This is a genomic window from Amycolatopsis viridis (assembly GCF_011758765.1).
Lineage (GTDB): Bacteria > Actinomycetota > Actinomycetes > Mycobacteriales > Pseudonocardiaceae > Amycolatopsis_E > Amycolatopsis_E viridis.
This window is the reverse complement of sequence record NZ_JAANOU010000001.1, coordinates 4,576,093-4,598,264: the sequence shown is the minus strand read 5'-3', so window position 1 is coordinate 4,598,264 and position 22,172 is coordinate 4,576,093. Positions and strand designations below refer to the sequence as shown.

The 22,172-nt window shown below is 71.3% G+C and carries 20 protein-coding genes; 11 read left to right on the top strand and 9 right to left on the bottom strand.

Annotated features, from left to right (window positions below; all coding sequences use genetic code 11):
* Positions 1-10: 10 nt before the first annotated feature.
* Positions 11-547 carry an NADPH-dependent FMN reductase gene (locus tag FHX46_RS22700; RefSeq protein WP_167118661.1) on the bottom strand — a complete coding sequence of 179 codons (537 nt, stop codon included), beginning with the start codon at positions 545-547 and terminating at the stop codon, positions 11-13.
* Between the two features lie 9 nt (positions 548-556).
* Positions 557-1,981 (bottom strand): short-chain fatty acyl-CoA regulator family protein, encoded by a 1,425-nt coding sequence (locus FHX46_RS22695; RefSeq protein WP_167098883.1) that lies wholly within the window; start codon positions 1,979-1,981, stop codon positions 557-559.
* Positions 1,982-2,208: 227 nt separating this feature from the next.
* Between FHX46_RS22695 and aceA the strand changes: the two genes are divergently transcribed.
* The 3 genes from aceA (at position 2,209) to FHX46_RS22680 (ending at position 6,171) form a co-directional block, all read left to right on the top strand.
* Entirely contained in the window at positions 2,209-3,495 is a 1,287-nt protein-coding gene (aceA, locus tag FHX46_RS22690) for an isocitrate lyase (protein ID WP_167118658.1), read from the top strand.
* A gap of 66 nt (positions 3,496-3,561) precedes the next feature.
* The gene (gene aceB, locus FHX46_RS22685) at positions 3,562-5,169 is read left to right on the top strand and encodes a malate synthase A (RefSeq protein ID WP_167118656.1); all 1,608 of its coding nucleotides are present in this window, start codon (positions 3,562-3,564) and stop codon (positions 5,167-5,169) included.
* A gap of 213 nt (positions 5,170-5,382) precedes the next feature.
* A complete protein-coding gene (locus tag FHX46_RS22680) occupies positions 5,383-6,171 on the top strand; it encodes a S1 family peptidase (protein WP_167118653.1) in 789 nt (262 codons plus the stop codon).
* A gap of 636 nt (positions 6,172-6,807) precedes the next feature.
* Here FHX46_RS22680 and FHX46_RS22675 read toward each other — a convergent pair.
* Positions 6,808-7,347, bottom strand: coding sequence for a TetR/AcrR family transcriptional regulator (locus FHX46_RS22675; protein ID WP_167118650.1), 540 nt, complete (start codon positions 7,345-7,347; stop codon positions 6,808-6,810).
* An 89-nt stretch (positions 7,348-7,436) separates the two neighbouring features.
* Here FHX46_RS22675 and FHX46_RS22670 point away from each other — a divergent pair, with 89 nt between their 5' ends.
* Complete coding sequence (locus FHX46_RS22670) at positions 7,437-7,895, top strand: nuclear transport factor 2 family protein (protein ID WP_167118647.1); 459 nt, start codon at positions 7,437-7,439, stop codon at positions 7,893-7,895.
* Positions 7,896-7,988: 93 nt separating this feature from the next.
* Here the strand turns inward: FHX46_RS22670 and FHX46_RS22665 are convergent, their stop codons facing one another.
* The 5 genes from FHX46_RS22665 to FHX46_RS22645 form a co-directional block, all read right to left on the bottom strand.
* Positions 7,989-9,353, bottom strand: coding sequence for a glycosyltransferase family 4 protein (locus FHX46_RS22665; protein ID WP_243871325.1), 1,365 nt, complete (start codon positions 9,351-9,353; stop codon positions 7,989-7,991).
* Between the two features lie 603 nt (positions 9,354-9,956).
* Positions 9,957-11,438 carry a 1,4-alpha-glucan branching protein domain-containing protein gene (locus FHX46_RS22660; RefSeq protein ID WP_167118644.1) on the bottom strand — a complete coding sequence of 494 codons (1,482 nt, stop codon included), beginning with the start codon at positions 11,436-11,438 and terminating at the stop codon, positions 9,957-9,959.
* On the bottom strand, positions 11,435-12,202 hold the full coding sequence (locus FHX46_RS22655) for a class I SAM-dependent methyltransferase (RefSeq protein WP_167118641.1): 768 nt from the start codon (positions 12,200-12,202) through the stop codon (positions 11,435-11,437). The genes FHX46_RS22660 and FHX46_RS22655 overlap by 4 nt, the downstream gene beginning before the upstream one ends.
* Before the next feature lie 36 nt (positions 12,203-12,238).
* Positions 12,239-12,409: a hypothetical protein gene (locus FHX46_RS22650; RefSeq protein WP_167118638.1), complete on the bottom strand. Its 171-nt coding sequence runs from the start codon at positions 12,407-12,409 to the stop codon at positions 12,239-12,241.
* Between the two features lie 70 nt (positions 12,410-12,479).
* Positions 12,480-13,319, bottom strand: coding sequence for a DegV family protein (locus FHX46_RS22645; RefSeq protein WP_167118635.1), 840 nt, complete (start codon positions 13,317-13,319; stop codon positions 12,480-12,482).
* Between the two features lie 211 nt (positions 13,320-13,530).
* Here FHX46_RS22645 and FHX46_RS22640 point away from each other — a divergent pair, with 211 nt between their 5' ends.
* Complete coding sequence (locus FHX46_RS22640) at positions 13,531-14,316, top strand: electron transfer flavoprotein subunit beta/FixA family protein (protein WP_167118632.1); 786 nt, start codon at positions 13,531-13,533, stop codon at positions 14,314-14,316.
* Positions 14,317-14,334: 18 nt separating this feature from the next.
* Positions 14,335-15,291 (top strand): electron transfer flavoprotein subunit alpha/FixB family protein, encoded by a 957-nt coding sequence (locus FHX46_RS22635; protein WP_167118630.1) that lies wholly within the window; start codon positions 14,335-14,337, stop codon positions 15,289-15,291.
* 124 nt (positions 15,292-15,415) lie between these two features.
* On the opposite strand, the gene FHX46_RS22630 is transcribed toward FHX46_RS22635, so the two are convergent.
* Positions 15,416-16,564, bottom strand: coding sequence for a mechanosensitive ion channel family protein (locus FHX46_RS22630; protein ID WP_167118626.1), 1,149 nt, complete (start codon positions 16,562-16,564; stop codon positions 15,416-15,418).
* A gap of 187 nt (positions 16,565-16,751) precedes the next feature.
* On the opposite strand from FHX46_RS22630, the gene FHX46_RS22625 reads away from it, so the two are divergent.
* The 5 genes from FHX46_RS22625 (at position 16,752) to mnmA (ending at position 22,111) form a co-directional block, all read left to right on the top strand.
* A complete protein-coding gene (locus tag FHX46_RS22625; RefSeq protein WP_167118623.1) occupies positions 16,752-17,531 on the top strand; it encodes a GNAT family N-acetyltransferase in 780 nt (259 codons plus the stop codon).
* The gene (locus FHX46_RS22620) at positions 17,528-18,385 is read left to right on the top strand and encodes a lysophospholipid acyltransferase family protein (protein WP_167118620.1); all 858 of its coding nucleotides are present in this window, start codon (positions 17,528-17,530) and stop codon (positions 18,383-18,385) included. The genes FHX46_RS22625 and FHX46_RS22620 overlap by 4 nt, the downstream gene beginning before the upstream one ends.
* Positions 18,386-18,446: 61 nt before the next feature.
* Positions 18,447-19,799 carry an MFS transporter gene (locus FHX46_RS22615; RefSeq protein ID WP_167118617.1) on the top strand — a complete coding sequence of 451 codons (1,353 nt, stop codon included), beginning with the start codon at positions 18,447-18,449 and terminating at the stop codon, positions 19,797-19,799.
* A gap of 27 nt (positions 19,800-19,826) precedes the next feature.
* A complete protein-coding gene (locus tag FHX46_RS22610) occupies positions 19,827-21,023 on the top strand; it encodes a cysteine desulfurase family protein (protein ID WP_167118614.1) in 1,197 nt (398 codons plus the stop codon).
* Positions 21,023-22,111 carry a tRNA 2-thiouridine(34) synthase MnmA gene (gene mnmA, locus FHX46_RS22605; RefSeq protein WP_167118611.1) on the top strand — a complete coding sequence of 363 codons (1,089 nt, stop codon included), beginning with the start codon at positions 21,023-21,025 and terminating at the stop codon, positions 22,109-22,111. The genes FHX46_RS22610 and mnmA overlap by 1 nt, the downstream gene beginning before the upstream one ends.
* The last annotated feature ends 61 nt before the right edge of the window (positions 22,112-22,172 follow it).

The window sequence follows — 22,172 nt, the reverse complement described above, 5'->3', positions numbered from 1 at the left end:
ATTGGCCGGTTCAGGTGGTTGCCAGCGCGATGAGTGCTGCTCGCACCTGGTCGCGCACGGCATCGTCGTGGATGAGCCCGTCCGCGCCGACCGCGTCCCGTCGCACGGGGATGTGCACGCACGCGTCTTCGACGATCCGCGTTCCCAGGTAGCCGAGCACAGTGCGCAGCGACGCGTGCGCCCCGGCGGCGCCGGTGATCGAGGACGACACGTTGATCCACGCCACCGGCTTGGCGTCCATCGCCGCCGAGCCGACCGCCCAGTCGAGGAGGTTCTTGAAGGACCCGGGCAGCGCGCCCGCGTACTCCGGGGTGCACAACAGCACCGCGTCCGCTTCCGTCAGCCGCCCGCGCAGGTCGGCGACGGCCGCCGGCAACGGATCCCGGTCGTCATCCGGATCGAAGTGCGGCAGTGACCGCAGTCCCTCGTAGATGTCCACCACCGCGCCGTCGGGTGCGACGGCCCGCGCGGTCGCGAGCATCGCGGAGTTGGCCGAGCCCGCCCGCGTGCTCCCGCTGACCGCCAGGATCCGGAAGATCTTCGTCATGTTGCCACGCTAGCCCTTGGGCACCGCCGGGTACGGGACGAAGGTGCTGGTGTTCTCGTCGACCGTGAGCTGTTTGCCGATCGTCGGGAACGCGCGCTGCGGGCAGGCCGGGCGCTCGCACACCTTGCAGCCCATGCCGATCGGCGTGGCAGCCGCCCTGGCGTCCAGGTCCAGGCCCGTCGAGTAGATCAGCCGGCCGGCGTGGCGGAGTTCGCAGCCGAGCCCGACGCTGAACATCTTGCCCGGGCTGCCGTACCCGCCGATGTTGCGCGACACCGTCCGCGCGATCCAGAAGTAGCTCTTGCCGTCCGGCAGCGTCGCGATCTGGGTGAGGATCTTGCCGGGCGAGCTGAACGCCTCGTAGACGTTCCACAGCGGGCACGAACCGCCGACGCGGGAGAAGTGGAAGCCGGCCGCCGACTGCCGCTTCGACATGTTGCCCGCGCGGTCCACCCGCACGAAGGAGAACGGCACGCCGCGCCGCTTCGGCCGCTGGAGGGTGGACAGGCGGTGGCACACCGTCTCGAAGCCGACTCCGAAGTGGTCGCACAGCCGCTCGATGTCGTAGCGGAAGCTCTCCGCCGTCGACAGGAACGGCCCGTACGGCAGGATCAGCGCCCCGGCGAAGTAGTTGGCCAGCCCCACCCGGGCCAGCGACCGGGCCGCCGGGCCGGAGAACGCCCACGAGTCGGCGAGCTCGGTGATCAGGTCGTCGTACTCGAGCAGCGCGATCTGCGAAGCCATCCGGAACGCCCGCTGGCCGACGCGCAGGCTCGGCGCGAGCCGCAGGATCTTCGCGTCCGGGGAGTAGCGGTGCTGCTGCCCGGCGGCCTCGTCGATGCCCTCACTGGTCACCTGCACGCCGTAGTGGTTGGCGAGCCGCTCCTGCAGGGTGTTGTGCACGGCTCCGCGCCGCAGGCCGATGTCCTCGGCCATGCGTTCGGCGCGTTCGTCCAGCTCGGCGACGTAGTTCTCCCGCTCGTAGAAGAAGTCGCGGACCTCCTCGTGCGGCAGGGGGGCGGCGGCGCTGCCGTGCGGCCCCAGGCCGTTCTCGGTGACCAGCGCGGCCGTGCTCTCCACCGCCGCCCGGTAGCTGCGGTGCAGCCGGACCAGGGCCTGCGCGATCGTGGGCAGGTTCTTCGCCAGCTCGTTGAGCTCGCTGGTCGTCGCGTCGATGCCGATCGCCTCGTCGAGCAGGGCTTCGCGCACGTCGGCGACCAGGCGGCTGGTGTCGTTGTTGGCGAAGAACTCGGTGTCGACGCCGAACGCCTCGGTGATCCGCAGCAGCACCGGAACGGTCAAGGGACGCGAGTTGTGCTCGATCTGGTTGAGGTAGCTGGGGCTGATTTCGAGCAACCTGGCCAGGTCCGCCTGGCTCATCGACCGGCTCTCCCGCAGGTGGCGCAGCTTCGCGCCGGCGAAAGTCTTCTCCACGACAGGCCCTTTCCGAAGAGCTTTTCCAGACCGCACCGATCACGTGACCGATTCAGTCGCCGGACTTTGCGGCGGCTGCGAAACGTCGTTTCGCAACCTTCACAACATGCTACGCCAAAATTCGCAGAAATTGGCAAATTGGAGCGCTGGCGGTGTTTGCGCAGCGCATGTCATGGTCGAGACAAGCAAGCGAGTCATCGCAACGTTCGCAAAGGTGGAGAACTCCCATGGCAGAGCAGCCCAACGAGTTGCAGCAGGAAGCCGCGAAGCTGGAGCAGGAGTGGGCGACCAACCCGCGGTGGAAGGGCGTCAAGCGCTCCTACAGCGCGGCCGACGTGGTGAAGCTGCGCGGCAGCGTCGTCGAGGAGCACACGCTCGCCCGCCGCGGCGCGGAGAAGCTCTGGAACCTGCTGCACAGCGAGGACTACATCCACGCGCTCGGCGCCCTGACCGGTAACCAGGCGGTTCAGCAGGTGCGGGCCGGCCTCAAGGCCATCTACCTGTCCGGCTGGCAGGTCGCGGCGGACGCGAACCTCGCCGGGCAGACCTACCCGGACCAGAGCCTGTACCCGGCCAACTCGGTTCCCGCCGTCGTCCGCCGCATCAACAACGCGCTCGGCCGCGCCGACCAGATCAACTGGGCCGAGGGCAACACCGATATCGACTGGTACGCGCCGATCGTCGCCGACGCGGAGGCCGGCTTCGGTGGCCCGCTGAACGCGTTCGAGCTGATGAAGGGCATGATCGCCGCCGGCGCCGCGGGCGTGCACTGGGAGGACCAGCTCGCGTCCGAGAAGAAGTGCGGCCACCTCGGCGGCAAGGTGCTCATCCCGACCAAGCAGCACGAGCGCACCCTGAACGCGGCTCGCCTGGCCGCGGACGTGCTGAACGTGCCGACCCTGGTCGTGGCCCGCACCGACGCGCAGGCCGCCACGCTGATCACCAGCGACGTCGACGAGCGCGACCAGAAGTACATCACCGGTGAGCGCACCTCCGAGGGCTTCTACAAGGTCCGCAACGGCATCGAGCCGTGCATCGACCGCGGCCTGGCTTACGCCGAGTACGCCGACCTGCTGTGGATGGAGACCTCCACGCCGGACCTCGAGGTCGCCCGCCAGTACGCCGAGGCGATCAAGGCGAAGTACCCGGACCAGATGCTCGCCTACAACTGCTCGCCGTCGTTCAACTGGCGCAAGCACCTGGACGACGCGACCATCGCGAAGTTCCAGCGGGAGCTGGGCCACATGGGCTACAAGTTCCAGTTCATCACGCTGGCCGGCTTCCACGCCCTGAACTACTCGATGTTCGACCTGGCGCACGGCTACGCCCGGGAGGGCATGACCGCCTACGTCGACCTGCAGGAGCGCGAGTTCGCTTCGGAGGAGCGCGGCTACACCGCCACGAAGCACCAGCGCGAGGTCGGCACCGGCTGGTTCGACCTGGTCAGCACTGCGCTGAACCCGGAGAGCTCGACCACCGCGCTCACCGGTTCCACCGAAGAAGCCCAGTTCTAGAAAGAGTCGCGAGCGGCCGGGGTGCGCTCGCCCTGGCCGCTCGCGGCCCCTCCAGGAAGGCTTGCCATGTCTCACAGGTTCACCTCGCAGATCGAGGTCGCCGGCCCGGCCGGCGAGCGGTACGACGAGATCCTCACCCCGGCGGCGCTGGCCTTCATCGCGCAGCTGGACAACGAGTTCGCCGGACGGCGGTGCGAACTGCTCGACGAGCGGCGGCTGCGGCGGGAGAAGCTCGCCAGCGGCGAGGAGCCCCTCGACTTCCGCCCGGAGACCCGGTGGATCCGCAACGACGACTCCTGGCACGTGGCGCCCGCGGCACCCGGCCTGGAGGACCGCCGCGTGGAGATCACCGGCCCGACCGACCGCAAGATGACCGTGAACGCGCTGAACTCCGGCGCGAAGGTGTGGCTGGCCGACTTCGAGGACGCGACCTCGCCGACCTGGCCGAATGTCATCGGCGGGCAGCTGAACCTGTACGACGCCATCCGGCGCAACATCGACTTCACCACCGAGTCGGGCAAGCGGTACACGATCGGCGACAACCCGGCGACCATCGTGGTCCGGCCGCGGGGCTGGCACCTGGTCGAGAAGCACCTGCGCATCGACGGCCGGCCGGTCTCGGCCAGCCTGGTGGACTTCGGGCTCTACCTGTTCCACAACGCGCGCCAGCTGCTGGCGCGGGGCAGCGGGCCGTACTTCTACCTGCCCAAGCTGGAGAACCACCTGGAGGCGCGGCTGTGGAACGACGTGTTCCGCTTCGCGCAGCAGGAACTGGGCATCCCGCAGGGCACGATCAGGGCGACCGTCCTGATCGAGACGATCACCGCGGCCTTCGAGATGGACGAGATCCTCTACGAGCTGCGGGAGCACGCGGCCGGCCTGAACGCCGGGCGCTGGGACTACATCTTCAGCATCATCAAGAACTTCGGGGACGCGGGCGCGGACTTCGTCCTGCCTGACCGCGCCCAGGTGACGATGACCGCGCCGTTCATGCGCGCGTACACCGAGCTGCTGGTCCAGACCTGCCACAAGCGCGGTGCGCACGCCATCGGCGGCATGGCGGCCTTCATCCCGAGCAAGGACCCGGAGGCGAACGCGCTGGCGTTCGAGCAGGTCCGGCAGGACAAGGAGCGCGAGGCGCACGACGGGTTCGACGGCTCGTGGGTCGCGCACCCCGGTCTGGTGCCGGTCTGCCGCGAGGTCTTCGACGAGGAGCTGGGCGGGTGGCCGAACCAGCTCGGCCGGCTGCGCGAGGACGTCTCGGTGACCGCCGCGGATCTGCTGAACGTCGCCAGTGCGGGTGGCGAAGTCACCGAGAAGGGTCTGCGGTCCAACATCAACATCGCTCTGCGCTATGTGGACTCGTGGCTGCGGGGGACGGGCGCTGCGGCGATCTTCAACCTGATGGAGGACGCGGCGACCGCGGAGATCGCCCGGGCGCAGGTGTGGCAGTGGATCCGCAACGGCACGAAGCTCGACGACGGCACCGCGATCACCCCGGAACTGGTCCGGTCCATGCTGGACGAGGAGCTCGCGGGGATCCGCGCCGACCTGGGTGCGGAGGCCAAACTGGACGACGCGCGGGAGATCTTCGTCGAGACGGCTCTCGGCGAGAAGCTGCCGAACTTCCTCACCACCGGTGCGTACGCGCGTTATCTGACCGATCTGGTGTAGAGGGACTCCGGTTTTCCCTCTCCTGACGGGGAAAGCCGGCTCGCGCTGGCTGTGGCCGGACAGCGCGGACACTCGGGCCCGGTAGGTATGCTCCGCCTACCGGGCCCGACTCGTGCCACGAAATTTCTGTCTTTCGGTAGATGTGTAGAACCGGCTCGAAGCGCAATCCTGGAGTGCAGCAATGTTGATCCAGGGGTGCCGAAGGAGCTGGTCATGATCCCTGTAGTCCGCCGTTTCACCCGTTCGATGGCCGCGCTGGCAGCCGTGATCGCCGCGTGTGCCGTCGCGCCGGCCGCACAGGCGGAGCCGGGGGTCGTGGGTGGCGTACCCGCGAACATCGCCGACTACCCGTTCACCGTGGCGCTGACCGATCCCTCCGGCCTCCAGTTCTGCGGTGGCACGCTGGTCGCGCCGGACAAGGTGCTGACGGCGGCGCACTGCGCACAGGGGGAGAGCCCGTCCGCGCTGCGGGTCGTGAGCGGTCGGACGCGCCTGAGCGGACGCGACGGCACAGTGTCCACTGTGTCCCACGTCTGGGTGCACCCGAAGTTCAAGGACGCCACGAAGGGCTACGACGTGGCCGTGCTGTCCCTGACGCAACCGGTGTCCGGGCAGCCGCTGCCACTGGCCACGAAGGACGATCCCGGTTACCAGGCGGGTACGGAGGCGACGATCCTGGGGTGGGGCAACACGGCGCCGATGGGCGACTCGTCGGACGTCCTGCTGAAGGCCACGGTCCCCATCACGAGCGACGACTATTGTGCGAAGGCCTACTCGCAGTACATCCCCACGGCGATGGTGTGCGCGGGTTACCCGCAGGGCGGGGTGGACACCTGCCAGGGTGACTCCGGAGGTCCCCTGGTGGCCGGCGGGCACCTTATCGGCGTCGTCTCCTGGGGCGAGGGCTGTGCCGAACCGGGGAAGCCCGGCGTCTATGCCCGCGTGGGCTCCTACCACGACGAACTGCAAGCGCAACTGACCCCGCCGGAGGTGCTGCCTTAACCTGCGGCGCTGCCGGTCTGGACCCTGCGCGCATCCACGCCAGAGCTGCCCGTGGCTTCCTGGCCACTTCGGGACTTGCGGCTGCCCACGGTCTCGGGGTTCTTGCGGGGCTGGGGAGCGCGCGGACTCGTGGTGTCTTGCGGGGTGCGGCGCGCGGTCTCCTGGGCACTTCCCGGTCTTCGTTGCGGCGGCGCGGGGAGCAGCCTGCGCTGGGCCGGTTCCGGCGGTGTGGTCGGCTGGTCCGGCGGCCAGGTGGCCAATGGGGGTGGCGCCGTCGGCGGCGCGGCCAGCTCGCCTCGCCTCGTTTGTGGTCGGCCTGGCCCGGCTGGCGTGGGTAGTCCGCCTGGCCGGGCAGGCTTGGGGTCACTGGTGAACTGAACGGGACTGCTGTGGAGGATGGCCGTCTCGGCCGGGCTTGCCTGGGTCGGTGGCCAACTCGGCGGGCTGCTTCGGTCGGTGGGAGAGCCGGCTGGCTGGCGCTGACCCGCGCACTCCCTCGGCTGGCAGTCCGGGTGGTCGGCCGAACGCTCGGGTGGGACTTGGCGTCGGCTGGTGGGCAGCTCGATCGGCCGGCTGTCCCCGATTCGATGCAGCTCCTTCGGTGGCGCACCGGCGCGGGGTCCGGCTAGCGCTGCGCTAGGAAGCCGTCCGCAGCAGGGTCTCCGCCGCCGTCTTGCTGCTGTCGGCCGCGGCCGGGTCGCCGGTGATTCCCGCGATCACCGTCGCGCCCTCCACCAGCGCGAAGATCTGGTCGCCGAGCGCGGCGGAACCAGCAAGGGATCGCAGGTAGTCCCGCAGCAGATCCTTGTGCTCCCGCACCACCGCCACGACACCGGGCGCTGCATCGCCCAGCTCACCGAAGGAGTTGATGAACCCGCACCCCCGGAACCCGTCCTCGCTGAACCACCGCCGCAGCCAGTCGAACACCGCCGGCACCCGCTCGTCCGGTGGCCGGGTCTCGACGTACTCCGCCAGCGACTTCCGCCACCGCTCGTCCCGGCGGCGCAGGTACGCCTCGACCAGGTCGCCCTTCGCCGGAAAACACTGGTACAGCCGCTTCAGCGACACACCCGACGCCGCACGGATCGCGTCCATACCCACCGCCTGGATTCCGCGCGCGTAGAACAACGCTTCCGCCGCGTCGAGCAGTTTGGTCCGTGCCTCGTCGTGATCCATCACACCGGTCCTTGCGTGGAGAACGTTCGTTCTCTACTGTATCGCATCAACGGAGAACGATCGTTCTTCACCTTCCCCGAGGAGCCGTTATGTCCGACCGCCCGCCGTTCCCGCCGTTCGACGAGGACACCGCCGCCCAGAAGGTCCAAGCCGCCGAGGACGCGTGGAACACCAGGGACCCGGAGAAGGTCGCGCTCGCCTACACGCCCGATTCGGTCTGGCGGAACCGTGATCAGCACGTCGTCGGCCGCGACGCCATCGTCGAGTTCCTGCGCCGGAAGTGGGAACGCGAGCTCGACTACGCGCTGCGCAAGGAACTGTGGGGCTTCCGCGGCAACCGGATCGCCGTGCGCTTCCAGTACGAATGCCACGACGCCGCCGGGCAGTGGTGGCGGAGTTACGGCAACGAACTGTGGGAGTTCACCGACAACGGCCTGATGCGCCGCCGCGAGGCCAGCATCAACGACCTGCCCATCGCTGAGTCCGAGCGCCGCATCTTCGGTCCCCGCCCGGAGTCCGAACGGGGCCGCTCACTACCGGTGTTCTGAGCGGCGGGTGATCGGTGCGGACGGGTGAGGCCGGACCGCGGCAGCCGGCGGCCGGGTGATCCGGGCGCCGGCCGCGGTGGGACGGGGGGATGGTCAGCGCACGGACTTGCGTGCCCCCGCTGATGTTCCGTGCGGCACGCGCTTCCGCGGCGTCGGCGTGTTCCGCGCTGCCGGGGTGTTCCGGGGCGCGGGGGCTTGCGGCGGTTCCGGGTTGAGCACGTTGCCCGTCGGGATCTTGGGGCGGCCGAGCTCACCGTGATCGCGGACCCGCGCCCGGCGATAAACCTCCACGGTCGTCGCGGCGATCCGGGCCCAGTCGAAGTCGTCGGCGAGGCGGGCCTGCGCGGTGCGGGCCCGCCTCGCCGCGGCGTCGCGATCGCGGAGCACCGAATTCACCGCCGTCGTCAGTGCAGCCACGTCCCCGGGGGAGAACGACAACCCGGTGACACCGTCGACGACGACCTCGCCCAGTCCGCCTGCCGTCGAAGCCACCAGCGGTGCCCGCGCGGCCGCCGCTTCGAGCGCGACGATCCCGAACGGCTCGTACCGGCTGGGCAGCACCACCGCGTCCGCCGCCGCCAGCACCGCACGCAACTCGCGGTCCCGCAGATGGCCGGCGAACTCCACCGCGTGCTGCATCCGCATCCGCCGCACCTGCTTGACCAGCTCGTCCAGATGCCGTCCCCGCCCGGCGACGACCAGCCGCGTCCCGCGATGCGCACGCCGGATCTTCGGCAGCGCCGCGATCAGGTCCTGGACCCCCTTCTCCCACTCCAGGCGCCCGAAGAACAACAACAACGGCTCACCGCCCGGCACGTACTTCTCCCGCGCCCGCGAGATCTCGTCCGCCGCGACCTGCCAGCCCCGTTCCTCGATGCCGTTGTGGATGACCGTGATCTCGTCCGCGGAGACGTCGAACAGCTTCGCGACCTCGGCGCGCATCGCCTGGGAGCAGGTGATCAGCGCGTCCGACCGGTTCGCCAGCCACCACTCCACCGAGTGCACCTGCTGGTTGAGCGGTTGCGACAACCACCCGGAATGACGGCCGGCTTCCGTGGCGTGGACCGTCCCCACCAGCGGTCGGCGCAGGGTGCCCGCCAAGCTGATCGCCGGGTGCGCCACCAGCCAGTCGTGGGCGTGCACGACGTCCGGCTGCCACGTCCGCGCCAGCTCGAGCCCGGCGCGGACCATGGCGTGACCCATCGCCAGCGTCCACGCCACCAGGTCGCGCTCGAACGTCACGTGCATCGGGTCCTCGGCCACCCGGATCACCCGCACGCCCTCGACCACGAGGTCGGTCGTGGGATGCGTGTGGGCGTCGGTGCCGGCCGGGTGGCGGGAGAGCACCACGACCTCGTGCCCGTCCCCGGCGAGGTGCCGGGCCAGCGCGTGCACATGGCGAGCGAGCCCGCCGACCACGACGGGCGGGTACTCCCAGGACAGCATCAGCACGCGCATGCCAGGAGGTTACTCACTGGTCAACTAAGAACAGAACCGCCTGAACGACCCGCGTGGGCGAGCGTGATGTCGATCACAAGTCATGGCTGGCGTCCGGCTTCTGGTGACCGAGGGGCGCCGGGAGCTGCACCAGGGTGGTGCGGCAGCCGGGAGCCGCGGCGGACCGGTGGGAGCGGCGGTGGGACCGGTGGGAGCGGCGGTGGGACCGGTGGGAGCGGCGAGGGATGGCCGGCGAGGGATGGCCGGGGTGGCAAACACGCCGGCCCGGCCGGCAAACACTCCAGCCGGAGCTGCAAACACGCCGGCCGGGGTGGCGAACACTCCAGCCGGAGCGGCAAACGCGCCGGCCGGGGTGGCAAACACGCTGGCCGGAGTGGGGAACACGCTGGCCGGAGTGGCGAACACGCCGGCCGGAGCGGCGAACACGCCGGCCGGGGTGGCAAACACGCCGGCCGGAGCGGTGAACAACACGCCGGCCGGAGCGGTGAACACGCTGGCCGGGGTGGCGAACACGCTGCGGTGGGCGGCAAACAGTCGGCCGCGGCGGCGAAACCCGACCAGCTCGGCCGAGGCCACGATCGGTGGCCGGTTCCGCGGTTTCCGTCAGAGCAGTCGTGCGTCCAGTTGGCCGAAGGGGTTGTCCTGACGTGCCCAGCGCTCCACGGCGGCCGGCAGGGGGCCGCGGCCGATCCACCCGGCCAGCTCGTCGAAGCGGGACGTGTGCACGGCGGCGCGGCGGCGGGCGTAGTCCGCTGCGCTGTCCTTCGTCACCATGAACGCCCAGTCGCTCGACAGGGCCATCATCGCCTCGCCGACGGCCCAGTCCGCCACCCGGTCGCGCGCGTCCAGACGGGGCAGCGCCAGCAGCCGCTGCTGCAACGCGGCGTTGTCGGCCACCATGTCGGCCACCTGTTCGCCGTCCCAGACGCGCCAGTCCTTGCCCGACCCCCACGACGACGCGGGCAGCTCCACCGGCGCTCCGACGAGCCCGGCCTCCACCGCGCCCCGCAGGGTGGTCACCCGCACCCCTGCCTCCGGCAGCGCCCGCAGCACGCCCTCCAGCCACGCCGGGCCCTCGTGCCACCAGTGGCCGAACAACTCGGTGTCGTACGCCGCCACCACCATCGCTTCCCGGCCGTGCGCCGAGCGCAACGCGCGCAGCCTCGACACCACGGTTTCGACGAAGTCCTTCACGTGGGTGCGCACCGTGTCCGCCGCCAGCGCCGGGTCGTACGGTGCCTTGTCCGCCGGCTCCACCTGTTTGCCCGTCACCCGCGCCGGTTTCAACCCCACCTCGTGCGCCCACGTGTGGAAATCCCGGTAGTGCGCGTGCCCCGGATAGCCCGCGCGCGGCGACCACACCCGGTAGGTGACGTCGAGGTCCCGCCCGAAGCACAGCACGTCCGACGAACCCACCGGCCGCGCGAACGCGGTGTCCCCGTGCAGCGCCGGACCGTCCACCAGGAACCACCGCACCCCGGCCGCCGCGTAGCCGTCCTCCATACCGGGCGCGTAACCACACTCCGGCGCCCAGATCCCGGCCGGCCGGTGCCCGGTGCGAAGCGCTGTGTCCGCGAGGCCGCCCCGCAGGAAGAACGACCGGATCCGCGGTTCCAGCAACGGCTGGAACGGGTGCGCGTACGGGCCGCCCAGCAGCTCGATCACGTCGGAGTCCACAAGCGACCGGAGCAACGGGGAAAAGCCGTGCCGCCACCGGGTTTCGAAGTCCGCCAACGCGCGCGTCGCCGTGCGGTACTCCACCGCGGCAAGCTCACTCAGCAACGGGTCGGCACGCCACAACGTCCCCGCCTGCACCGTCCGCAGCTGCCAGTGCCCGAGCCACTCGTGGAACGCCCGCAACGCGTACGGATCGTCCAGCTGCGCCGCCAGCACCGGCGTCACACCCAGCGTCAGCACGTCCCGCCTGCCCTTGGCCGCGAACCGGTGCAACAGGTCCGCCACCGGCAGGTACGAGTGGGCCCACGCCTGGTACAGCCACTCCTCGCCGACCGGCCACGACCCGTGGTGCGGCAGCCACGGCAGATGGCTGTGCAGGACCAGGCAGAACGTCCCCTCGCCGGTCACGGCCGCACCGCCACCGCGACCAGGTCCAGGCTCTCGTCCAGACGCTGATCGTGGATCTCGAAATCCGCCGCCCGGATCGACGCGATGTCGGCGAGCAGCTCCGGCGGCCACGGAGCCTGTCCGGGCAGGTGGCCCATCACGACCTCCAGTTGCGCGTCGATGACCGATCCGCCGTAGCGGGTGTCCAGTGCCCGCACACCCGGGCCGTGGTGCAGCCCGTGCATCGACTCGACCGCGAAACCCGCCTCGCGCAACAGCGAATGCAACTCGGCCGGCGCGAGTTCCCTGGTGTGGAACGGGTTCAGCGGCGTGTCGCTGTCCGGGGTGAAGGTGAGCCGGTTCGGCGTGGTCACCAGCAGCCGGCCGCCCGGCCGCAGCACCCGCCGGCATTCGGCGAGGAACGCGCCCTGGTCCCACAGGTGCTCGATGACCTGGAAGTTCGCGACCACGTCGACGGACGCCTCGCGCACCGGCAGGTGCACGAGGTTTCCCCGCGCCGTCCACACCTGGGGGTAGCGCCGGGCGACGTGCTCGATCGTCGGCTGGTCGTAGTCGAGCGCGAGCACGGTGCGCGCCGTGGTGGCGATCAGGCCGGCGCCGTAGCCCTCACCGCACCCGGCCTCCAGGACGACCGCGTCCGCGCACCACGGCAGCAGCGCGTGGTAGGCCGCCTCGTGCCGCCGGAACCAGTAGTTCTCCTCGGCGACGCCGGGAACGGTGCGTTCCCCGGTCAGGTGCAGTGCTTCGGCGCGTGACGTGCTCACCCAGGCGACCCTACTGGGTGGTAATGCCGGGGAGGGTCAGTGCGGCCGGGGACCACGTCCGTTCACCCGGGCCTTGAGCTTGTCGAACGCGGACTTCGCCTGCGCGCGGCGCCGCGGGTCGTTCGCGAACTCCTTCGCCTGCTGGATGGCGCGCCGGCCCTGCGGCGAGCCGGCGAAGCGGGCGATCTTGCCGAACAGTGAAGCCATGGAGTCCTCCGGGGCGATTTGCCGGTTTCGTCACCGGGTCAACGAACCGGTTACCCCGCCGGTTCCGCGGCTACCCCGCGGAGACCGTGATGCTCAGCGCACCCGGGCCGACATGCGCGCCGATCACGGTGCTGGCCTCGACGATGCTCAGCTCCTTGAGATTGCGGACCCGTTCCCGCAGCTGCTGCACCAGCGCCAGCTCCCGCTCGCTGGGGCGGAAGCACGAGATCGCCAGGTCGGCGGGGCGGTTCCCGGCCCGCTCGGCAGCCAGGTCGACCAGCTTCGCGAGCGCCCGCCTGCTGCCGACCGCCCGGGTCAGCGGGGCCACTTCGCCGTCGCGCACGGTGAGCAGCGGCTTGATCGACAGCGCGGTCCCCAGCAGCGCCGCCGCGCCCCCGATACGGCCGCCGCGGCGCAGGTACTCCAGCGTGTCGACGTAGACCAGCTCGCTGCTGGTGGAAAACCGGCGTTGTGCCGCCTCGAGCACCCGCTCGACCCGCCCGCCCGCGGCCGCGGCCCTGGCCGCCGACAGCACCGCGAACCCCAGGCTCATCCCGGTCGTGCCGCTGTCCACCGGGTAGACCGGGATCTGCGCCTGCCGGGCCGCCTCCTGCGCGGCCTGCAGGGTCCCGGACATGCGCTGCGAGATGTGCAGGCTGACCACGGCGCTCGCCCCGGCGCTCGCGGCCTGCTGGTAGGCCCAGAAGAACGCCCCGGGATCCGGGGGATTGGTGCTGATCCGCCGGCCGGCCCGCAAGGCGGCCGCGAGATCGCCGCGGTCGAAGCGGTTCTCCGCGTCGGCGTGGTCCCCGACCTGCAGCTGGAGCTGGATCACAGTGATGTCCCACTGCCTGCGGAGCTGCTCCGGGATGGATGCGGTCGAATCGGTGACGATGGCGACGTGGGACACGGGATGTGAGGTTAGACGGAAAGCGCCATGCGGGTAACCCGTCCGCGCCGGCCGGCACCCGGGTAGCCTGAGGGGGTCGGAGATAAAGCTGAACGATCGTCCCGGTAAGTCGGGATTCCGGGTGAATGCCGTCACCTCGGGGCGTCAGGACAGCGAAATCTCCCTACGCTACCGACCAGTAAGGCTGGTTCAGGGAGGTCGAAGGGGACCAATGACGAACATCGTTGTCCTGGTCAAGCAGGTACCGGACACCTATTCGGAACGCAAGCTCTCCGACGGTGACCACACGCTTGACCGCGAATCCGCGGACGCCGTGCTCGACGAGATCAACGAGAAGGCCGTCGAGGAGGCGCTGAAGATCAAGGAAGCCGGCGAGGGCGAGGTCACCGTGATCTCGGTCGGCCCGGACCGCGCCACCGACGCCATCCGCAAGGCCCTGTCCATGGGTGCGGACAAGGCGATCCACGTCTCCGACGAGGCACTGCACGGCTCCGACGCCGTGGCCACCGCCAAGGTGCTCGCTGCCGCCGTCGGCAAGGTCGAGGGCTTCGACCTGGTCATCGCCGGCAACGAGGCCTCCGACGGCCGCGCCGGTGCGATCCCCGCGATGCTGGCCGAACTCCTCGGCCTGCCGCAGCTGACCCAGGTGCGGTCGCTGACCGTCGAGGGCGGCACGGTCAAGGCGGACCGGGAGACCGACGACGGCCTGACCCACCTCGAGGCGAGCCTGCCGGCGGTGGTCAGCGTCACCGAGAAGATCAACGAACCGCGGTACCCGTCCTTCAAGGGCATCATGGCCGCGAAGAAGAAGCCGGTCGAGACCCTGACGATCGCCGACCTCGGCGTGGACGCGGGTGCGGTCGGCCTGGGCAGCGCGCTGTCCACTGTGGTCGAAGCGGCGCCGAAGCCCCCGCGCACCGCGGGTGAGCGCGTCGAGGACGAGGGCGACGGCGGCGTCAAGATCGCCGAGTACCTGGTCGGCCAGAAGATCATCTGAGGCAGGAGCAACGGAGCAATGGCTGAAGTTCTGGTTCTCGTCGACCACCTGAACGGCGAGCTGAAGAAGACCACGCTGGAAGCGCTGACCGCCGCCCGTGAGCTGGGCGAGCCGTCGGCCGTCGTCGTCGGTGCCCCGGGCACCGCCGGCAAGTTCAAGGAGCAGCTGGGCGCCTACGGCGCGCAGAAGGTGTACGTGGCCGAGTCCGAGGACGCGGCGAACTACCTGGTGACCCCGAAGGTCGACGCGCTGGCCAAGCTGGTCGAGCAGACCTCCCCGGCGGCGGTGCTCGTCACGGCGTCCGCCGAGGGCAAGGAGGTCTCCGGGCGCCTGGCGATCCGCGTCGGCGGTGGCCTGGTCTACGACGCGGTCGGCGTGAACTCCGACGGCACCGTGGAGCAGTCCATCTTCGGTGGCGCGTACTCGGTGAAGTCGAAGGCCCAGGGGCTGCCGATCATCTCGGTGCGGCCCGGTGCGGTCGAGGCCGCGCAGGCCGAGGGCGCGGCGGCGGAGGAGACCGTCGAGCTGCCCGCGGTGGACGCCGCCAAGTCCGCGAAGATCACCGGTGTCGAGCCGGTCGTCGGCGGTGACCGGCCTGAGCTGACCGAGGCGACCATCGTGGTCTCGGGTGGCCGCGGTGTCGGTTCGGCCGAGAAGTTCGAGGTCGTGGAAAAGCTGGCCGACTCGCTCGGCGCCGCGGTCGGTGCCTCGCGCGCCGCGGTCGACTCCGGCTACTACCCGGCGCAGTTCCAGGTCGGCCAGACCGGCAAGACGGTTTCGCCGCAGCTGTACGTCGCGCTGGGCATCTCCGGCGCGATCCAGCACCGGGCCGGCATGCAGACCTCGAAGACGATCGTCGCGGTCAACAAGGACCCGGAGGCGCCGATCTTCGAGATCGCCGACTTCGGGGTCGTGGGCGACCTGTTCAACGTCGCGCCGCAGCTGACCGAAGAGGTCACCAAGCGCAAGAGCTGACGTCTCGCGCACTGCCCGAGGGCCATCGCCGGCATCCGGCGGTGGCCCTCCGGCGTTCGCCGGGCCACTACCGACACGTGGACACTGTGGACGGTTGGTCGCCCGCGTGCCCGCGTGCGGGGCGTCAGGACTTCCCCGGCCCGTTGAACGCGTGCTCGCGCACCACGCCGTCGACGCTGTCGCCGAACACCCGGGCGTCGTGGCCGGGCGGCTGCTCCTCCACCCGGTGGGCCAGAGTGCCCGGCACCTGCTCGGCGCGCAGCCGCGGCACCGCGTAGGGGTGCTTGCCGCGGACCCAGTGCACCAGCCGTTCCCGCACCAGGCACCGCAGATCCCACAGGGTCGGCGCGTCCACCGCGCTCACCAGCGCACGCACCCGCACCAGCGTGTGCGTCGCGTCGGTCACCTGCAACACGCTCACCCGGCCGTCCCACAGGTCGGTCGACTCCACGATCCGGCGCAGCTCCGCACGCATCTGGTCGACCGGCATGGTCCAGTCCACGTCCAGCTCCACCGTGCCGAGCAGCGCGGCGTCACGACGGGTCCAGTTCTCGAACGGCTGCGACATGAACTGGGCGGTCGGGATCACCAGGCGCCGGTCGTCCCACAGGTGCACCACCAGGTAGGTCAGCGTGATGTCCTCGACGCGGCCCCACTCCTTCTCCACGATCACCACGTCGTCCAGCCGGATCGCGTCGCTGAACGCGATCTGCAGCCCGGCGAACACGTTGCCCAGCAAGGATTGCGCGGCCAGCGCCGCGATCGCGCCGATGACCCCGGCGGAGGCGAGCAGGCTGGTGCCCGCCGTGCGCAGCCCGGGGAAGGTCATCAGCATCGCGCCCAGCGCGAGCACCGCGATCGCGGCCACGATCACGCGCCGCACGAGCCGGATCTGGGTCTGCATGCGGCGCGCGTGCCGGTTGTCGGCGACGTCGACGCGCCAGCGGTTGAGCATCGTCTGCTCGATCGCGGTCAGCACCCCGGCGAGTAGCCACGCCCCGGTCCCGATCAGGGCCAGAGTCAGCAGGTGCGAGGTGACGTCGCGCCACGAGCCGGTGGGCAGGGCGACGAGCACGGTGATGCGCAGGACCACCATCGCCCCGAACCAGCGCAGCGGCCGGTGGATGTGCACGGCGAGCTCGCCGAGCACGACCGCGCGCCGGCCGAGCCGGCGCAGGGCCCGCCGCAGCACGTACTCCACGGCCAGGAACAGGCCGAACACCACCGTCGCCGCTCCCAGCGCCACCACGATCCGCAACCAGCTGCCGGCCATCCCTCTCACTTCCGGTAGGCATCACGTCCCGAGCCGACGTACCCCGATCGAGTGGATCTCATGACTTGAGCAAGATCACGCGGGGTTTCTGAGAGAAGCCTGAGAACCGGTGGTTCACCGAACGTGCACGAGGTGGACACGCGATGACCCTCCTGACGGTTTCCTTCCCGCCGGTACACCTACAGGTATGACGCGGTCCCAGTTGCTCGTCAGCACCGACAGCCAGGACGGCCAGTCGCCCGAGGGCGCTGCCCGCTACTCCCTCCTCGTCGCCTACGACAACGACGAGGTCGTCGCCGCCCAGCGGCTCCGCTACCGGGTCTTCGCCGAGGAAATGGGGGCGCGGCTGCATTCCGCGCCCGGGCTGGACGCCGACGAGTTCGACGAGTTCTGCGACCACCTGGTGGTCCGCGACGACAACACCGGCGAAATCGTGGGCACCTACCGGATGCTCCCGCCGGACCGCGCGCGGCAGGCCGGGCGCCTCTACGCCGAGACCGAGTTCGACCTGTCCAGCCTCGCCGGCATCCGCGGTTCCCTGGTCGAGACCGGCCGGTCGTGCGTGCACCCCGACCACCGCTCGGGTGCGGTGGTGAGCCTGGTGTGGGCCGGGATCGGGCGCTACATGCTGTTGTCCGGGCACCGCTACCTCGGCGGCTGCGCGTCGGTGCCGCTCACCGACGGCGGTTCCTACGCCGCCGGGGTGTGGGACGTCCTGCGCGCCAAGCACTACGCGCCCGGCTCGCAGCGCGTGACGCCGCTGAACCCGTGGCAGGACGCGGGCATCCCGCGGCCGTCCCGGTCGGTGCTGCCGCCGCTGATCAAGGGCTACACCCGGCTCGGCGCGAAGGTGTGCGGGCCGGCCGCCCACGACCCGGACTTCGGTGTGGCCGACTTCTTCACGCTGCTCGACCTGCAGCAGCTCGACGAGCGCTACCTCAAGTTCTTCCTCGGGAACCAGGCATGAGCCACGCCTGGATGCCGGCTTCGCCGTGCGGTGCCGGGTGCCTGACGCCGGGCGCACCGGCGGTCGGCGGGCCGCGCCGGGTGCTGCGCTTCGCCGCCGCGATCTCCGTGGTGCTGCTGGCGTTCGCGGCACTGCCGGTGCTGTTCGTGCCGCGGTTGCGCGAGCCGGTGGCGCGCCTGGTGTTCCGCGGGGTGCTCTGGGCGTTCGGCGTGCGGCTGGTCGTCCGCGGGGAGCGGCTCGACGGCAGCGGGCGCGGTGCGCTCGTGGTGAACAACCACATCTCGTGGCTGGACGTCGTCGCGATCGGCGCCGTGCGGCCGATGCGCGCGCTGGCGAAGCAGGAGATCGCGGGCTGGCCGGTGCTCGGCACGCTCGTCGCGCGCGGCGGCAGCATCTTCCTGGACCGGGAACGGCTGTCCACGTTGCCGGCGACCGTCGCCGAGCTGGCGTCGGCGTTGCGCGGCGGCTCGCTGGTGAACGTCACACCGGAAGGCACCACCTGGTGCGGCCGGGCCTCCGGCCGGTTCCGCCCGGCGGCCTTCCAGGCCGCACTCGACGCCGGTGTCCCGGTGCGCCCGCTCGCGCTGCGCTACCGCCTCGCCGACGGGCGGGAGACGACCCAGCCGGCGTTCATCGGGCCGGAGTCGCTGATCGACTCGCTGAAGCGGGTCGCCGCGTTGCGGGGGCTGGTGCTGGAAGTGACCGTGTGCGGGGAGATCGCGCCCGGGCGGGCGGGCGACCGGCGGGAACTGGCCGCGCTGGCGGAGGCGTCCGTGCAAGCGGCGCTGGGCAACGTCACCGTCCCGGCCCAGACGCGACGGCGGCTGCCCGCGCCGCGCTACGCGCGCGTCTGAACCTTCGCGGGCCAGGGCTGGTCCTTGACCTCCACCGCGCTGGAAGTGTTTGTCTGGGCGCATGATCGCCGAAACCCGGCGGCCGGGGGTGCTGTGGACGGCCGAACACCGGACGACCACCGTGGCCAGCCTGCTGGTCGTCACCCTGATCGCCTTCGAGAGCATGGGTGTCGCGACCGCGATGCCCACCATGGTGGCCGACCTGGACGGGCAGCGCCTCTACGCCTGGCCGTTCACCGCGTTCCTGGTCGCGAGCGTGGTGGCGACCGTGTTGTCCGGGCGGTTCTGCGACCGGCGCGGGCCCGCGATCCCGATGCTCGCCGGGCCCGCGCTGTTCCTCGCGGGCCTGGTCGTCGCCGGCACGGCACCGCACATGGCGCTCCTGCTCGCCGGGCGGGTCCTGCAGGGCCTCGGTTCGGGCACCGTCCTCGTCGCCGTCGCGTTGCTCATCGCGCTCGTCTACACCGACCGCGAACGGCCGGTGATGTACGCGGCCAATGCGGCGGCCTGGGTGCTCCCGGCTGTCGTCGGCCCGACCGTCGCCGGGCTGGTCACCGAGCACCTCGGCTGGCGCTGGGTGTTCCTCGGTCTCGCCCCGCTCGCCGTGCTCGGGCTCGCCATGCTGGTCCCGGTCGCCCGCAGGCTCACCCACGTCGCCGCGCCGGAACAGCGCCGGGCGGGCTTCGTCGTGGCCCTCGGTGCCGCAGCCGGGGTGGCGGCGCTGACCTGGGCCGCCCAGCACCCCAGCCCGGGCGCGCTGGGCTACGGCGCCGCCGGTCTGGTCGTGCTCGCCCTCGCGGTGCGCCGTCTCGTCCCGCCGGGGACGGTCACCGCGCGCCCCGGCCTGCCCACGGTGGTCGCCTCCCGCGCCCTGCTCGGCGGGGCGTTCGCCGGGATGGAGGCGTACCTGCCGCTGGCGATGGCCAGGGTGCACGGCTACAGCCCGGCGCTGGCCGGGCTCCCGCTGACCGCGAGCGCGCTGAGCTGGTCGGCGGCCTCGGCGGTGCAGGGCCGTCGCCCCGACTGGTCGCGCGAGACGCTGCTGCGCACCGGGTTCGGCATGGTGGCGGCCGGTGTCGCATTGTTCGGGTTCGCCGCGCAGCCGTGGTTCCCGGGCTGGCTCGCGTTCGTCGCCTGCCTGATCACCGGGGCCGGCATGGGCATCGCCTACCCGTCGATCACGGTGCTGTTGATGCGGTTCTCGCCGGAGCACGAGCGCGGGTTCAACACGTCGGCGATGCAGCTGGGCGACTGGGTCACCTCGGCGTTGACCGTCGGTTTCGGCGGTGTCCTGCTCGGTCTGCTCGCCTCGGCCGGCCACCCCGCACCGGCGCTCGGTGTGCTGGCGCTCACGCTCGCCGCGCTCGCGCTGCTCGGCGTCGTGGTCACCCGGCGGTGGCCCCGGCAGGGGTGACGCGTCACGGTCTACCCTGGTGGAGCGATGACCTACCTCGACCACGCGGCGACCACACCGATGTCGCCGTCCGCCATCACGGCGATGAGCGAGGCGCTGTCCACCGTGGGCAACGCCTCCTCGCTGCATTCCTCCGGCCGCCGCGCCCGGCGCGCCGTCGAGGAGGCGCGGGAGGTCATCGGCGAGGCGCTCGGTGCCCGCCCGTCCGAGGTCATCTTCACCGCGGGTGGCACGGAAAGCGACAACCTCGCGGTCAAGGGCATCTTCTGGGCACGCCAGGGCGCCGACCCGAACCGCCGCCGGGTGCTGGCCAGCAGCGTGGAGCACCACGCCGTGCTCGACGCGGTGCAGTGGCTGGCCGACCACGCCAGGGCCGAGGTGACCTGGCTCGACGTGGACGAGCACGGCCGTGTGCTGCCGGAGACGCTGCGCAAGGCCATCGAGGCCGATCCGGACGACGTGGCACTGGTCACCATCATGTGGGCGAACAACGAGGTGGGCACGGTCAACCCGATGGCCGACCTCGCCGCGATCTGCGCCGAGCACGACATCCCGCTGCACACCGACGCCGTGCAGGCCGTGGGCGCCGTGCCCGTGCACTTCGCCGGCAGCGGCGTGTCCGCGCTGACCCTCACCGGGCACAAGCTCGGCGGCCCGTACGGCGTCGGCGCGCTCGTGCTGTCCCGCGAGGTCGCGTGTGTGCCGCTGTTGCACGGCGGCGGGCAGGAGCGCGACGTCCGCTCGGGCACGCTCGACGTGCCGGCCATCCGCGCGTTCGCCACGGCCGTCGAGGAGGCGGTGCGTGAGCAGCCGCGCTACGCCGAACGGGTCGGCGGCCTGCGGGACGCGTTGATCGAGGCCGTCCGGCGCGAGGTGCCCGATGCCGTGCTCAACGGCGTGCCCACCGGCGAAGGCCGGCTGCCCGGCATCGCGCACTTCACGTTCCCCGGGTGCGCCGGCGACAGCCTGCTGATGCTGCTGGACGCCAAGGGCATCGAGTGCTCGACCGGGTCGGCGTGCACCGCCGGGGTCGCGGAGCCCAGCCACGTGCTGCTCGCGATGGGTGCCGACGCGGCGTCGGCCCGCGGCTCGCTGCGGTTCTCGCTCGGCCACACGTCCACGCCGGACGACGTGGCGGCGGTGGCGCGGGAGATCGGCGCGGTGGTCGCGCGGGCGCGGCAAGCCGGCCTGTCCGGGCTGCGCAAGAACAAGCAGGAGGTGTGATGCGGGTACTGGCCGCGATGAGCGGGGGAGTGGACTCGGCCGTGGCGGCGGCCCGCGCCGTGGAGGCCGGTCACGACGTGGTCGGCGTGCACCTGGCGCTGTCGGCCAAGCCCGGCACGCTGCGCACCGGTTCGCGCGGGTGCTGCACGATCGAGGACTCGCACGACGCGCGCCGCGCCGCGGACATCCTCGGCATCCCGTTCTACGTGTGGGACTTCGCCGAGCGGTTCACCGAGGAGGTCATCGAGACCTTCGTCGGCGAGTACGCCGCCGGCCGCACGCCCAACCCGTGCGTCACCTGCAACGAGAAGATCAAGTTCGAGGCGCTGCTGGACAAGGCGGTGGCGCTGGGCTTCGACGCGGTCGCCACCGGCCACTACGCCCGCCTGTCCATTGTGGACGGCAAACCGGAGCTGCGCCGGGCGGTGGACGAGGACAAGGACCAGTCCTACGTGCTGGCCTCGCTGACCCCCGAGCAGCTGCGGCACTCGATGTTCCCGGTCGGCGACACCCGCAAGCCGGACATCCGGGCGGAGGCCGAACGCCGTGGCCTCGCCGTGGCGCGCAAGCCGGACAGCCACGACATCTGCTTCATCCCCGACGGCGACACCAAGAAGTTCCTGGAGAAGCGCCTGGGACAGCGGCCGGGCGACCTGGTGGACGCCGAGACCGGCGCCGTGCTCGGCCGCCACACCGGCGTGCACGGCTTCACCGTCGGGCAGCGCAAGGGGCTGGGCATCGACCGGTCGGTGCTGGACGGCAAGCCGCGGTACGTGCTGGCGCTGGAGCCGGTGTCCGGCACGGTCAAGGTCGGCTCGGCCGACGCGCTCACGGTCCGCGAGATCCGCGCCGATCGCCCGGTCTGGCCGGCCCGTCCGCTGGACGGCCCCACCGAGTGCGTGGTCCAGGTCCGCGCCCACGGTGGTCTCGCCGGGGCCGTTGCCGATCTCGACGGCGACCAGGTGAGCATCCAGCTGCGCGAGCCGCTCACCGGGGTCGCGCCCGGGCAGGTCGCGGTGCTGTACCGGCCGGACGCCGCCGGTGATCTCGTCCTGGGTAGCGCGAAGATCGTGGCGACCGCTCGCTGACCCACGTTCCGGTGAACGCGTGGCTGCACGCGGGAGCGGATGACGTTAGCATCGTGGTCCG

Excerpts from the sequence above, each read along its gene's own strand:
- FHX46_RS22635 (WP_167118630.1), top strand. The coding sequence starts at position 14,335 with ATGGCTGAAGTTCTGGTTCTCGTCGACCACCTGAACGGCGAGCTGAAG.
- FHX46_RS22620 (WP_167118620.1), top strand. The coding sequence starts at position 17,528 with ATGAGCCACGCCTGGATGCCGGCTTCGCCGTGCGGTGCCGGGTGCCTG.
- FHX46_RS22675 (WP_167118650.1), bottom strand. The coding sequence starts at position 7,347 with ATGGATCACGACGAGGCACGGACCAAACTGCTCGACGCGGCGGAAGCG.
- FHX46_RS22630 (WP_167118626.1), bottom strand. The coding sequence starts at position 16,564 with ATGGCCGGCAGCTGGTTGCGGATCGTGGTGGCGCTGGGAGCGGCGACG.
- FHX46_RS22670 (WP_167118647.1), top strand. The coding sequence starts at position 7,437 with ATGTCCGACCGCCCGCCGTTCCCGCCGTTCGACGAGGACACCGCCGCC.
- FHX46_RS22625 (WP_167118623.1), top strand. The coding sequence starts at position 16,752 with ATGACGCGGTCCCAGTTGCTCGTCAGCACCGACAGCCAGGACGGCCAG.
- aceA (WP_167118658.1), top strand. The coding sequence starts at position 2,209 with ATGGCAGAGCAGCCCAACGAGTTGCAGCAGGAAGCCGCGAAGCTGGAG.
- FHX46_RS22640 (WP_167118632.1), top strand. The coding sequence starts at position 13,531 with ATGACGAACATCGTTGTCCTGGTCAAGCAGGTACCGGACACCTATTCG.
- FHX46_RS22610 (WP_167118614.1), top strand. The coding sequence starts at position 19,827 with ATGACCTACCTCGACCACGCGGCGACCACACCGATGTCGCCGTCCGCC.
- FHX46_RS22615 (WP_167118617.1), top strand. The coding sequence starts at position 18,447 with ATGATCGCCGAAACCCGGCGGCCGGGGGTGCTGTGGACGGCCGAACAC.
- FHX46_RS22700 (WP_167118661.1), bottom strand. The coding sequence starts at position 547 with ATGACGAAGATCTTCCGGATCCTGGCGGTCAGCGGGAGCACGCGGGCG.
- FHX46_RS22650 (WP_167118638.1), bottom strand. The coding sequence starts at position 12,409 with ATGGCTTCACTGTTCGGCAAGATCGCCCGCTTCGCCGGCTCGCCGCAG.
- mnmA (WP_167118611.1), top strand. The coding sequence starts at position 21,023 with ATGCGGGTACTGGCCGCGATGAGCGGGGGAGTGGACTCGGCCGTGGCG.
- FHX46_RS22680 (WP_167118653.1), top strand. The coding sequence starts at position 5,383 with ATGATCCCTGTAGTCCGCCGTTTCACCCGTTCGATGGCCGCGCTGGCA.
- FHX46_RS22665 (WP_243871325.1), bottom strand. The coding sequence starts at position 9,353 with ATGCGCGTGCTGATGCTGTCCTGGGAGTACCCGCCCGTCGTGGTCGGC.
- aceB (WP_167118656.1), top strand. The coding sequence starts at position 3,562 with ATGTCTCACAGGTTCACCTCGCAGATCGAGGTCGCCGGCCCGGCCGGC.